Annotated in this window: 11 protein-coding genes and 1 other annotated feature; of the genes, 1 reads left to right on the forward strand and 10 read right to left on the reverse strand. The window is 38.4% G+C overall.

What is annotated here, in order from left to right:
* Window position 1 precedes the first annotated feature (1 nt).
* The 4 genes from ACO1DI_RS16145 to ACO1DI_RS16160 all read right to left on the reverse strand — a co-directional run bounded on the left by ACO1DI_RS16145 (window position 2) and on the right by ACO1DI_RS16160 (window position 4,695).
* A complete protein-coding gene (locus ACO1DI_RS16145) occupies window positions 2-1,072 on the reverse strand; it encodes an ABC transporter ATP-binding protein (RefSeq protein ID WP_014461584.1) in 1,071 nt (356 codons plus the stop codon).
* A gap of 14 nt (window positions 1,073-1,086) precedes the next feature.
* Window positions 1,087-2,013: an ABC transporter permease gene (locus ACO1DI_RS16150; RefSeq protein WP_014461585.1), complete on the reverse strand. Its 927-nt coding sequence runs from the start codon at window positions 2,011-2,013 to the stop codon at window positions 1,087-1,089.
* A gap of 2 nt (window positions 2,014-2,015) precedes the next feature.
* Window positions 2,016-2,951 (reverse strand): ABC transporter permease, encoded by a 936-nt coding sequence (locus ACO1DI_RS16155; RefSeq protein WP_014461586.1) that lies wholly within the window; start codon window positions 2,949-2,951, stop codon window positions 2,016-2,018.
* 97 nt (window positions 2,952-3,048) lie between these two features.
* The gene (locus ACO1DI_RS16160; protein WP_014461587.1) at window positions 3,049-4,695 is read right to left on the reverse strand and encodes a peptide ABC transporter substrate-binding protein; all 1,647 of its coding nucleotides are present in this window, start codon (window positions 4,693-4,695) and stop codon (window positions 3,049-3,051) included.
* A gap of 668 nt (window positions 4,696-5,363) precedes the next feature.
* Window positions 5,364-5,568 (forward strand) — a binding site (T-box leader).
* A 79-nt stretch (window positions 5,569-5,647) separates the two neighbouring features.
* On the opposite strand from ACO1DI_RS16160, the gene trpS reads away from it, so the two are divergent.
* On the forward strand, window positions 5,648-6,634 hold the full coding sequence (gene trpS / locus ACO1DI_RS16165; RefSeq protein WP_042992329.1) for a tryptophan--tRNA ligase: 987 nt from the start codon (window positions 5,648-5,650) through the stop codon (window positions 6,632-6,634).
* Window positions 6,635-6,661: 27 nt separating this feature from the next.
* On the opposite strand, the gene ACO1DI_RS16170 is transcribed toward trpS, so the two are convergent.
* The 6 genes from ACO1DI_RS16170 to ACO1DI_RS16195 all read right to left on the reverse strand — a co-directional run bounded on the left by ACO1DI_RS16170 (window position 6,662) and on the right by ACO1DI_RS16195 (window position 13,420).
* The gene (locus ACO1DI_RS16170; RefSeq protein ID WP_014461589.1) at window positions 6,662-7,411 is read right to left on the reverse strand and encodes a YjbA family protein; all 750 of its coding nucleotides are present in this window, start codon (window positions 7,409-7,411) and stop codon (window positions 6,662-6,664) included.
* Between the two features lie 300 nt (window positions 7,412-7,711).
* Window positions 7,712-8,626, reverse strand: coding sequence for an oligopeptide ABC transporter permease (opp4C, locus tag ACO1DI_RS16175; RefSeq protein WP_208732733.1), 915 nt, complete (start codon window positions 8,624-8,626; stop codon window positions 7,712-7,714).
* Between the two features lie 11 nt (window positions 8,627-8,637).
* A complete protein-coding gene (gene opp4B / locus ACO1DI_RS16180) occupies window positions 8,638-9,603 on the reverse strand; it encodes an oligopeptide ABC transporter permease (RefSeq protein ID WP_014461590.1) in 966 nt (321 codons plus the stop codon).
* A 28-nt stretch (window positions 9,604-9,631) separates the two neighbouring features.
* The gene (gene opp4A / locus ACO1DI_RS16185) at window positions 9,632-11,371 is read right to left on the reverse strand and encodes an oligopeptide ABC transporter substrate-binding protein (RefSeq protein WP_423145470.1); all 1,740 of its coding nucleotides are present in this window, start codon (window positions 11,369-11,371) and stop codon (window positions 9,632-9,634) included.
* 43 nt (window positions 11,372-11,414) lie between these two features.
* Window positions 11,415-12,398, reverse strand: coding sequence for an ABC transporter ATP-binding protein (locus tag ACO1DI_RS16190; protein WP_423145471.1), 984 nt, complete (start codon window positions 12,396-12,398; stop codon window positions 11,415-11,417).
* Window positions 12,398-13,420 carry an ABC transporter ATP-binding protein gene (locus tag ACO1DI_RS16195; protein ID WP_208732735.1) on the reverse strand — a complete coding sequence of 341 codons (1,023 nt, stop codon included), beginning with the start codon at window positions 13,418-13,420 and terminating at the stop codon, window positions 12,398-12,400. The genes ACO1DI_RS16190 and ACO1DI_RS16195 overlap by 1 nt, the downstream gene beginning before the upstream one ends.
* Window positions 13,421-13,461: the final 41 nt, after the last annotated feature.

Raw genomic sequence — 13,461 nt, forward strand, 5'->3', positions numbered from 1 at the left:
GTTATTCACCATCCTTCGCTACAAGTACGGGTGTGCTGTATACATTATCAACTTTACGCATGCGGCGTTGAACTGAAGCAGGCGGCTCTACTTTTGGTGCATCCGGATGTAACAGCCATGTTTTCGCATAGTGCGTATCAGATATTTTGAACATTGGAGGTTCTTGCTCAAAATCAATTTTCATTGCGTATGGATTTCGCGCTGCAAATGCATCTCCCTTTGGAGGATTCGTTAAGTCAGGCGGCGTTCCAGGAATAGCAGCCAGTTCTTCTTCTGCCTCGTTATCTAAACTCGGCATAGAGGCTAACAGTCCCCACGTATACGGATGTTTTGGATCGTAAAATACTTCATCCACTGTGCCCATTTCAACAATTTGACCAGCGTACATAACGGCTACTCGATCGGCTACGTTCGCTACTACACCAAGATCATGGGTAATAAAGATAATAGACGTATCCGTTTTTTTCTGAATGTCTTTCATCAACTCTAAAATTTGAGCTTGAATTGTCACATCAAGCGCCGTTGTTGGTTCATCAGCGATTAGTAACTTCGGATTAGAAGCAAGAGCCATCGCAATGACAACACGCTGTCTCATCCCGCCGCTGAATTCATGGGGATATTGATTCACACGCTGTTCTGGAAAAGGAATCCCTACAAGCGTTAATAACTCGACTGCACGTTTTTTCGCTTCCGCTTTAGATACTTTAGAATGCTTGATTACGACTTCACCAATTTGAGCCCCAACTTTCATCGTTGGATTTAAAGAAGTCATTGGATCTTGGAAGATCATACCGATATCTTTACCGCGAATAGCTTCCATTTCTTTATCCGTTTTCTTTGCTAAATCAATGCCGTCAAACAGCATTTCACCACTTTTAATTTGGCCAGGAGGCATCGGAATAAGGCGCATGATCGTTTGTGAAGTTACACTTTTACCAGATCCTGATTCACCAACAATTGCTAGTGTTTCACCTTTATTTAAGTGGAAGTTAACGCCGCGAACAGCCTGAACTTCTCCGCCATATGTTTTAAAGGATACAGCTAAATTCTTTACTTCTAATAAACGTGACATATGAGTTCACTTCCTTACTTACGTAGTTTTGGATCTAACGCATCTCGTAATCCATCACCAATTACGTTGAACGCTAAGATTGTTAAACAGATAAACAAACCTGGGAAAAATAAGCGCCAAGGATAGTATTCCAAAGCAGGTAAGCCCTCTGAAGCCATTGTTCCCCAGCTTGCAAGCGGCGCTGGAACACCTAGTCCCAAGTAGCTTAAAAACGCTTCTGTAAAGATTGCTGAAGGAATCGTTAGTGTCATTGTTACTAAAATTGGACCTGTTGCATTAGGAATAAGATGTTTAAATAAAATACGTTTTGTTGTTGCTCCTAATGTTTGTGAAGCCATTACGTATTCTTGGTTTTTCAATTGTAAAACTTGTCCACGCACAATACGTGCCATGTTAATCCAGCCGGTAATGGTCATTGCCAAAATCATTGTACCCAATCCCTGGCCAAGCATAACCATTAAAATGATAACAAGTAAAAGGTAAGGAACACCGTATAAGATATCCGCAACACGCATCATTGTTTCATCTGTACGTCCACCGCGGTATCCAGAGATGCTTCCCCAAACTACGCCGATGAATAAATCAATTAAAGCTGCTGCTAACCCGATAAATAATGAAATACGAGCGCCTTCCCACGTACGAGCAAACACATCGCGCCCTAATTCATCTGTGCCGAACCAGTGCTCAGAAGATGGTGCCTGATTAGCATTCAATAAATCATTGGTTGCATAATCGTATTTCACCATCAATGGACCAAATATAGCCATAAAAACAAGGAGAACCATTAGTACTACCCCAAACATAGCAAGCTTATTTTTGCGAAAACGAATAAAAACATCTTGCCAGAACGAAAGACTCGGTTTTTCAATCTTTTCTGCTTGAGCATGGTCAATCCCTGCTGTTTCAAACATTTCTTTAGGAATTTTCGGAAGTTGCTGCATAGTTACTCTCCTTTCTTAGCACCTGTAAGTTTAATTCGAGGATCAATAAAGCCGTATGCAATATCTACAAGCAGGATACATACAAGTAGTAAAATACTGTAGAACACTGTTACGCCCATAATCGTTGTATAATCTCGGTTTGAGATACTGAGTACGAAGTGTGAGCCTAATCCAGGGATACCAAATATTTTTTCAATAACAAAGCTTCCTGTTAAAATCCCTGCTACTAAAGGTCCCATATAGGATACGACTGGAAGCATCGCATTTCGCATGGCGTGCTTAACTGTAATAACGCCTCTGCTTAAACCTTTTGCTTTCGCCGTACGAATATAATCATTACTTAATACTTCAAGCATACTTGAACGAGTTAATCGTGCGATAAACGCCATAGGGGTCGAAGCAAGTGCAAGAGCCGGCAACACCGTATGCGCCCATGATTCCCAGCGCGCAACAGGAAAAATTTGCAGCTTCATAGCCAGAACGTATTGTAATACCGCTGCCATGATAAAACTCGGTACTGAAATTCCTAGAACCGCAATAACCATCGCCGTGTAATCTTGCCACTTATTATGCTTTAAAGCTGCAATAACACCTAGCAGTACACCAATAGCAATCGCTATTAAAATAGCTTCCATCCCTAACATGAATGAAACAGGGAATCCGCCGTTGATCAAATCATTTACCGTTTGGCCTTTATATTTGAAAGATGGACCAAAATCCCACTTTAAAATTGATGTTAAATAATCAAAGTATTGATGGTACCAAGGCTGGTCTAAACCGTAATACTGATTTAGATTTTTTTGAATTTCAGGGGGAAGCTGCTTTTCTGATGTGAATGGACCTCCCGGAACAGCACGCATTAAGAAAAAGGTCGCTGTTACGATCAGCCATAATGATAGAAACATATAAACAAGTCGTTTTCCTATATATTTGAACACCCTGACACACCTCCATATTTTTACAAAATTCGCGCACAAGAAAGAAAAGTATATGGAGCACCAGGCCCCATATACCCTTTGTCATAATTGATGTTACTTACTCAAAATGAGCCCATTTAATCTGAATGTCTCCAAGACCAGACATCACAACATCTTTCAGCTGCTTGTCTTGTACCCAAGCATTTGTGTAGAAGTAGATTGGTGCCACTGGCATTTCATCCATGAAGATACCTTCTGCTTTTTTCAACATTGCCTGACGTTTTTTAGGATCTGTTTCTTTTTGAGAGTCAATTAATAACTTTTTATATTCTGGATTTTCCCAGTTTGTATCATTGTTTCCGCCTTTTTTGTCACGGAATAATTCTAGGAAGTTGATTGGATCGTTAAAGTCTCCTAACCAGCCCATACGCCCAACTTGATAATCTCCTTGGTGTAACTTTTCAATGTAAACAGCCCACTCAGAGTTGTCTAACTGTACTTTAATACCAAGGTTTTTCTTCCACATATCTTGAACAGCTTGTGCAATTTTTGCATGTTTTTCATCGGTGTTGTATGAAACCTTAATTGCTGGTAGTTCTGAAGCATCTTTAAGGCCCATTTCTTTCAAGCCTTTTTCTAAATATTCTTTTGCTTTTTTCACATCATTGTCTTTGAAGTAGCCTTTTTTGTTATCTTCAAACATTGTTGGTGGTACAGCCGCCATCGCTGGAACTGAACCGTCTTTTGTAATTTGCTCTGTAATACCTTTACGATCAATTGCATAAGCTAATGCTTTACGAATGTTCACGTTGTCTAAAGGTTTTTGTTCTGTATTAAACTTGTACCAGTAAGTACCTGCAATCTCTTGAATGTTTAATGAACCGTCTTTCTTTAATTCAGGAAGTGCATCAGCTGGTAATTGACCAGTAGGCATACCCGCCCAGTCTAATTCACCGTTTTTGAACATTGAAAGTTCAGTGTTGTTATCATTGATCATGTACATTTCAACTTTTTTAAGTTTTACAGCATCTTTATCCCAATAGTTTTCATTAGGAACTAACTCGATTTTGTCATTATGTTTCCAAGTTTTTAGCTTGAAAGGACCGTTTGACGTATAGTTTTCGCCTGCATTTGTGTACCATTTTTCATTTGATTCAGCAATTTTCGTATTCACTGGGAAGTACGTATAGAAAGCTGTTAATTCTAAGAAATATGGCGTTGGGTTTTCTAATGTTACTTCAAGCGTTTTATCATCTGTTGCTTTAACTGCAACATCATCTAATGAACCTTTTCCTTCATTAGCAGCTTGTGCATTTTTAACATAGTATAATTGATATGCATATTGAGATTCGTTTTTAGGATCTAACGCCCATTTCCATGCATATTCGAAATCTTTTGCTGTTACAGGGTCACCATTTGACCATTTTGCATCGTCGCGAATAGTAAACGTATATTTAGTTTGATCATCGCTGACCTTCACATCTTTCGCCATTGCATTTTCAGGTTTTCCATCTTTACCGATACGAGTTAAACCCTCAAATGTTTGTAATAATACGTTTGATGACGTTGAATCATTAGCTAAGCCTGGGTTCAGTGAAAAAGGCTCAGTTTTAATGTTTACGCGAAGCTCTTGCTCTTTCTTCTTGTCGCCGCCATCACTGCTAGCATTTTCACTGCCACCAGATTCTTTGTTAAATCCACATGCAGCTAAAAACAAGCTCATGACAAGCAGCAAACTGAAAAGAATCGACAACCTTTTCTTCATTGCGTGTTACCCCCTATTAAATTTTGTTTGTGTGGCAACCATATTTTTTTGATATGCACTAATTTCTTAATCCTCTTTCAATACAAAATAATCAGTTATTTTTTCACATAGTAGAGTGCTAAAGACCTCACTGCAAAATTATTCTTCTACCCTATGAAACTGTCATCAATTGTTTACATGCTGTAAATCCAATGTATGCGCTTAATATGTAGAAGACTCATTCATTACAAAATTCGCTAATTGAAACAAAACATTGTCTATTTTGTGTTTTCTGAAAAATTAAGAAATTGTAATACCTTTGTAAAAAATATGTTTGTTACGCCTATTATAAATATTTTAAAAATTTATTGCAATACTATTATTTAATGGTATTTTTTTGTCATAAGGGAAAAAACCTTATCTTATAAGGATTGTGCCTACTTGTCAGACGTCTAAAATCTTTTTTGTAGTATAGGTATTACAATAGTATTACAAAGTCATTAGAAATACTAAACGAGCGATTTTTACCAAATCCTCCACCAAATTTTCATCAAGAAATGCTTTAATTAAAAGGTTCTTGTCTTTTTTTGCCGCAGAAAAATTCCAGTAAATTGTCTTATAAAACTTTTTAGTGATAAGATGTTTAAATTCCTGCTTTTTCGCGTTATAATAACGAATAACTATATATGATTAAAGCTGTGAAAAAGAGTAGTATGCAGAATTTTCATTTTTAGAGAGTTTGTGGCTGGTGGGAACAAACATTGAAACCTGCAGAATGGACTTTGGAGCTTTCAAGTGCAAAGCTTGAACGTTGACCTCAACGTTACATGAATAAAGATAGTTCACAGTTATGTGTGCTAATTAGGGTGGCAACGCGGTTCATTCGCCCCTAGCTTATGCTAGGAGCGGATGGGCCTTTTTATGTTGTATCCGTAAATTAGCATCATATATGTGCAGATGAAAGGAAGATTTGATGAAAACAATTTTTTCAGGTATTCAACCAAGCGGTACCATTACTTTAGGTAACTACATTGGAGCGATGAAGCAATTTGTTGAACTTCAAAATGACTATAACTGTCATTTTTGTATTGTAGATCAGCATGCGATTACAACGCCTCAAGATCGTTTAGCACTTCGTAAAAACATTCGCAGCCTTGCTGCTCTGTATGTAGCAGTAGGAATTGATCCAGCAAAATCGACTTTATTTATTCAATCAGAAGTGCCCGCCCACACAGAAGCGGGATGGATGTTACAGTGTGTAGCGTATATCGGTGAACTTGAACGTATGACTCAGTTTAAAGATAAGTCCGCTGGAAAAGAAGCAGTATCAGCAGGATTACTAACTTATCCTCCATTAATGGCAGCTGATATTCTTTTATACAACACCGATTTGGTTCCAGTTGGTGAAGATCAAAAGCAGCATTTAGAATTAACGCGTGACTTAGCTGAGCGCTTTAACAAAAAATACAATGATATTTTCACTATTCCTGAAGTACGTATTCCAAAAGTGGGCGCACGCGTCATGTCTCTTCAAGATCCTACGAAAAAAATGAGCAAGTCCGATCCAAACCAAAAAGCTTTTATTACGCTCTTGGATGACGCTAAAACAATTGAAAAGAAAATCAAAAGTGCCGTAACGGATTCAGAAGGTATTGTTCGCTACGATAAAGAAAATAAGCCAGGTATTTCAAACTTATTAAGTATTTATTCAATCCTAGCAAATAAATCAATCGAAGACATTGAAGCAATGTACGAAGGCAAAGGTTATGGTGACTTTAAAGCTGACACAGCTAAAGTAGTAGCTGAAGCACTTGCTCCAATTCAAGAAAGATATTATGAATTAGTTGATTCTAGCGAGCTAGATGATATTTTAGATCAAGGTGCCGATAAAGCAAATGCAACGGCTAATAAAATGCTTCGCAAAATGCGAAACGCAATGGGAATTGGCCGTAAACGTTAAAAAAACGACTGCTATGCAGTCGTTTTTTTAATTCACTTTTGGCTCTTGTTCAATTTCCCAAAGTTTTTCAAAGAAAGGTTGTCCTTTTACCAAGCGTTCGCATAATAATTTATGTTTCGGTGACCACCCTGACTTCGTTTCATCGTATAGCTGATTCCATACGTCTTGAAACGGCATCTCTTGAATGTCTTCGTATTTCGTTGGATTCCACTCTGTGTACCAGTAGCGGATTTGAGCTGTATTTTTTGTTGTATGTAGCTGATCAAGTGCCATAAATAACAGCTGTTTTAGCTGACGTTCTTTACGTGTTAGCCCTCTCATCGTTTCAGGAGACGGCGAAAGAATATGATGCTCTTTTTTATTTAGCTCGTCTTCACTGAACTTATATTCTAGCTCTTCTTGATCCGCAATCATCTCATAGACTAACTGTTCTTGTCTTGGAATTAAGCGGCTTTTTCGAATCGGAATATGATATCCCATCGTATCAATTGCTAAAATATTCGTTCCATCTGTAACGATAAAACAATATTCAACCTGCGTGCGTTCATGATTTTTCCGAATGTATGCTTTCTGATAGACATCTTGTAGTAGTTGTTGAGGTAGCTCGGAAAGATCATTTTCAATGTAATGAAATAAAAGCGGATTTACTTTTAATAACGGTGCTTGATCGAGCAGTTCTACACAATCGTCTTTTCTCCACTCATGGAAATGACACACATTATAACCGTTTTCTTCGCCTTCAAACCAATTAACCCATACATCATGAAGATATAGCATAATTTACCCCTCACTTACTATCTGTTTGTTATCCATCAGTATAGGCAGAGAAAGGAATTTTTATTCCAAATCATGTTATTTTTCTAAAAATTAATTGTAAAATACCTTCGTTTTTGGCTATTATTCAAATGTACTTATTTCGAAGCCCAGACATAACGCCAGTGCTAATGATTATTAAACGCTTTATGAGCTATATCCACCCCTATAAGCAACAAAAAAGCCGAGTTTCTTCTATAGTAATAGGTTTGTCAGGAGGTCTGACAAACCTAGAAAAATCTATCACACTTTTGTGATAGATTTTTAACGAAGAGATTTTGGATTCAACGCATCTTTTAATCCTTCACCAATGAAGTTGATAGCTAGGATCGTAAATGTAATAGCTAAACCTGGCGGAACCCACATCCAAGGCTTATTCTGCAGCACATCTGATTCCCTTGCTTCTGTCAGCATATTCCCCCAGCTTGGCGTATCAGCCGGCACGCCAAAACCGATAAAGCTAATCGCTGACTCAAACACAATAAGGATGGCCATCTGCAAACTGGCTTGAACCACAATCGTTGAAAACACATTTGGCAGCAAATGTTTAAAGATGATTTTAAACGGGCTGCACCCAATGGAAACAGCTGAAAGCACATATTCGTTTTCTTTTTCAGCCAAGACTTTACTTCGAACCAGCCGGGCCGTACTTCCCCAGCTTAAGAAACTAACAACTAGAATTAAGGTCCAAACGCCTGAAATTTTTCCAATTAGGATTGTATTTAACACTACAACAAAAACAATGAGCGGAAAGTTTAACACAAAGTCTGTAAAACGCATTAAGAATTGATCTATCTTTCCTCCGTAATAACCAGCAATTGAACCGATAAGAGTTCCGATTAAAATAACGAGTGTTGTACAAGCAATCCCAATCAGTAACGAAGTCCTTCCTCCATACAGCGTACGTGCAAATACGTCTCGCCCATTAGTATCCGTTCCAAACCAATGCTCACTAGAAGGCGCTGCATTCATCGCCATATAGTCGATACGCGTAATATCTGCTTTTGTAAGCAGCGGTGCAAAAATAGCCAGAAGCGTAATCACAATCATGAAAGCTAAACTGATCATGGCTAGTTTATTTTTAACAAACTTCTTTCGCGCAATCGCCCATGGAGAAAGGTTTTTAGGAGCTTTCATATTCACTTCTGGCTGCACATCTTTTTTCGTTACAATTTCCATACTTTCTCCTCCTAATCCAAACGAATACGCGGATCTGCTACGCCGTATAACAAATCAGCAACCAGATTCCCAACCAGTGTTAAAATTGAAAACAACATTGTAAGCGACATCATAACTGAGTAGTCACGAGTTGCTACAGAGTCAACAAACAACTTTCCGATTCCTGGATACGTAAAGATCGTTTCTGTAATGATAGAACCGCTAATGATTGTTACAAGATCAAACCCTAAAAACGTAATAAGCGGAATCATTGAGTTGCGTAAGATATGAACATTATAAATTTTAGATTCTTTTGTTCCTTTTGCTCTAGCTGTGCGTACAAAATCTTTGCGACTGTTTTCAATAATATCATTGCGCAAAAATTGGGTATACTGCGCGGTCGACATCAAGCCAAGAATCAGCGCGGGTAATATAACGTGATGAATTCTACTTTGAATAAAGTCCCATGATCCCTCTTTCAATCCTACTTCAACAGAACCGCTAAATGGAAACCAACCTAACTGAAAGGAAAATAAATAAATGCCTACGATTCCTGCGATAAACGATGGAACCGCTAATGCAAAGTAATTATATCCTGCAATAAAGTTATCTGCTAAGGTATACGGTTTTCTTCCTGCATACATACCTAAAATAAATGCAAACACATACGTAATCAAAAGCGAAGTCAAAGCTAAAAAGATAGTATTAGGCATACGCTCTAAAATAATATCTAATGTCGGTAGCTTATGAGTTGTTGACTTTCCTAAATCTCCTTGTGCCACTCCCTTTACCCAGTTCCAATATTGAACGTAGATAGGATCGTTATATCCTAGCTTATCACGCATTTCCTCAATGTATTTTGGATCTGTATTACTAGGGTTGATTTCTCCCCCAAAAGGGTCCCCTGGCATCATTTTTGCCAGGGAAAACACAACAAAGGAGATCAGAATCAACATTGGAATCATCCCTAAAATACGTCTTAGTGAGTACTGCAGCATCGTTGACTCTCCTTTACATGTAAAATACTTATTCCGTTACAGACCATTTCTCAGGATCTACAACTACCGTTGATGGATCTAAAGTTACATTTTTCACACGCTTATTCACAGCATAAATATTGATATTTTCCCATAAAGGAAGTGCTGGCAGCTGCTCATTAAAGAATTTTTGCCATTTTACATATACATCTTTACGGTATTTATCATCAAATGATTTTTCACTCAAACCGTCTTTAAGCATTTCATCAGATTCCTTATTTACCCAACGGCCATAGTTCCATTCAGCATCAGAGCTCCATAATCCTGTAGGATCTGGATCTGAACCAGTGTCCCAAGAACCAAAGAACGCTTCTAACGCCTTATCGTCGTTATCTTTCATTTCATTGTACAAGTTAAATTCAACAAGTGAACCCGTTGCTAATTTTGTTTTAATACCAATATCATTCCATGCTTGCATAATAGCCTTCGCACGACCCTCGAAGTTGGCTGGACCAGCATAGTGACCGAATGAGATCGTAAATGGTTTTCCGTTTGGATCTTCTACAAAACCGTCATTATTCTTGTCTTTATAACCAGCTTCAGCTAATAATTTTTTAGCTTTTTCAGGACTATACTTGTACTTTGTTAAATCTTTTTGGTCAGCAGCAATCCAGAATACAGACGGAATAACTGTGTTAGAAACAACCGCTTTGTCGTTCATAAATGCTTTTACCATTGCTTTTCTATCTATTGCATAAAGCAATGCTTGACGAAGTTTTAGATCTTTGAACTTTTCGTAATCATCTACGTTTTTACCAGCTTTTTGATCACGATGTCCAAATCGTAGACCAATATACGAATAACTAGTTGATTTCCCTTCCAAAAAGTCTAAGTTTTCTGCTTTTTCAACTTGCCCTAGATCAGCTGGGCGAACATCCATAATGTCGACATCACCTTTTTTCAATGCTCCAGCGGAAACAGATGGATCCAGTACTTTTACAACAACGCCATCAAGATGAGGCTTACCTTTCCAATAGTCATCATTGCGTTCCATCTGAACATATTCACTTGCTACCACTTTTTTCACTTTAAATGGCCCAACGCCGATTGGCTCTTTACGAACTTGTTTGGATTCTGCAAGATCTTTTACAGCAATTCCTTCATAGTACTTTTTCGGCATCGGATACGGCCATAGATTGTCTAAGTTATTTACACGAACTTCTTTAAACGTTACTTTAAATGTTTGCGGATCTACCACTTCAACTCCGGAAATAGAATCCGCTTTGCCATCGTGATATTCTTGAACGCCTTTAATATGCTCAACGTTTACATAGCGTGGACCTGTATAGTCTTTATCGGCAATCGTTTCATACGTATATTTAAAATCATCTGCAGTTAATGGATTTCCGTTATGCCACTTAATGCCCTTCTTTAATTTAAACGTGTAAGTTAGTTTATCTCCACTCACGTCCCAAGTAGCTAAGTCAGATTTAATCTTTAATTTCTTATCATAAGTAAAGAGACCTTCATTGATAAATTCTAAGATTTGGCTATCATATGCACTACCATACAACGCATACTCAAAAAGGCCTTCTGGCGCTCCGTCAATTCCATACGTAATCGTTCCGCCATCTTTTGGCTTGTCTGTTTTTGCACCTTCAGTTTTTGTTTCTCCGCCTTCTTTATTACTAGAAGATGAAGAACTGCTTCCACCGCTGCATGCCGCTAGAAAAAGCGATAGCACAAGCAAAATGGAAACAAGTGATAAAAACGATTTCTTTTTCATCATGACGTTCCCCCTATTTAACTAATAATCTGTTCGTATGTAGCTTTTACGAGTTATATAAATGACAAGCTACTTGATGGCCAGGTTTCACCTCCTTTAAGGCAGGTTTTGTTTGGCTGCACTCTGCCATTGCATGTATACAGCGAGGATGAAACGCACAGCCTTTTGGCGGATCAATTGGGCTTGGCACATCTCCCTGTAAAATAATACGCTGTTTTTTCTTTCGGGGATCGGGTTCAGGTATAGCCGATACCAGCGCTTGCGTATAAGGGTGCAGCGGCTCTGCATATAGACTTTTCTTGTCAGCAATTTCTACTAAACCGCCTAGATACATAACACCGATACGGTCACTCATATGTTTAACAACACTCAAATCATGGGCAATAAATAAAAAGGTTAGGTCGAATTCTTGTTGAAGTTCTTTAAGAAGGTTTAAAACTTGTGATTGGACAGAAACGTCAAGTGCTGACACCGGTTCATCAGCGATGATAAGTTTTGGACGAAGTGCAAGTGCACGTGCAATTCCAATACGCTGTCGCTGTCCACCAGAAAATTCGTGAGGATATTTATAGTATGCATCTTCTGGTAACCCTACTTTTGTAAGTAGATTCATAACTTCTGATTTTAATTCATTAGTTGATTTTCCTGTAAAATTCCGAATTGGTTCAGAAATAACATCTCCAACCATTTGCATTGGATTAAGGGAAGCATAGGGGTCTTGAAAAACCATTTGGAAATCTTGTCTGATTTTACGGAGAGAAGTCCCTTTTACTTCTGTGATATCTTTACCATCAAAAATAATTTTGCCACTAGTTGGTTCCAACAGCCTTAGAATCGTTCTTCCAGCTGTGGATTTTCCACATCCAGATTCTCCTACCAGACCGAGCGTTTCTCCTTTTCGAATCGCAAAGGAAATACCGTCAACTGCTTTTACATCACCAATTTTCTTTCGGAAAAATCCGCCGTGAATAGGATAGTAGGTTTTTAAATGTTGAACTTCTAGCAATACATCTTTCACCGCTTTAGTCATTAGCTTGACTTCACTCCTTTTGACGGATAGCTATTTTCATACAGCAGACATGCGACATCATGCCCCTGTGAATCGGGGTGAAGAACAGGTGTAACGGAACTGCAGTCTTCCATTGCATGAGGACATCGGTTAACGAAACGACAGCCTGTCCGCGGCATGTTTACAAGAGAAGGCACAATTCCTTTAATCGTATTTAATACTTCTACATCATCTTCCATGCGTGGAATTGAGTGAAGAAGCGCTTTCGTGTACGGATGTTTTGGGGCATAAAATAACGTATCAACATCTGTATGCTCAACAATTTTCCCGCCATACATGACGATCACTTCATCACACATCTCAGCAACTACTCCCAAATCATGTGTAATCATAATAATAGACATGTCATTGCTTTCTTGAATTTCTTTTAACAACTCTAAAATTTGAGCTTGAACCGTAACGTCTAAGGCGGTTGTCGGCTCATCAGCAATTAAAAGCTTAGGCTGACAAGCTACCGCCATGGCAATCATGACACGCTGCCTCATTCCTCCAGACAGCTGATGCGGATATTCATCGATGAGCTTTTCGGATCTCGAAATACCAACGCTTTTTAAAAGCGCAATGCTTTTTTCACGCGCTTCCGCTTTCGATATATTCATGTGGTTAAACAGTACTTCCTGCAGCTGATATCCAATGGTTAACACAGGATTGAGAGAGGTCATCGGTTCTTGGAAAATCATTGAAATGTCTTTTCCACGAACGTCATTCATCTCATCTTCTGATAAGTGTGTAAGATTCTTTCCGTTAAATACAACGCTTCCGCTTCTAATTTGACTATTTACTTTAGGTAATAATCCAATAACGGATAAAGACAATACGCTTTTTCCACATCCAGATTCTCCTACAACTCCTACAATTCGCTTTCGTCCGACTTGAAACGACACGTCGTCCACAGCATTATGCCAGGAATCATTAATGGAAAAAGCAGTTTGTAAATTCTTCACTTCTAGTAAAGGTGTCGATTCGACGGGCTTTTTATCCATTTATAGTGCACACCTCTTTTTTCTAAAAATTGTTATATTTG

Origin of the sequence: Priestia sp. 40 (assembly GCF_049368575.1) — a bacterium.
Taxonomy (GTDB): domain Bacteria; phylum Bacillota; class Bacilli; order Bacillales; family Bacillaceae_H; genus Priestia; species Priestia zanthoxyli.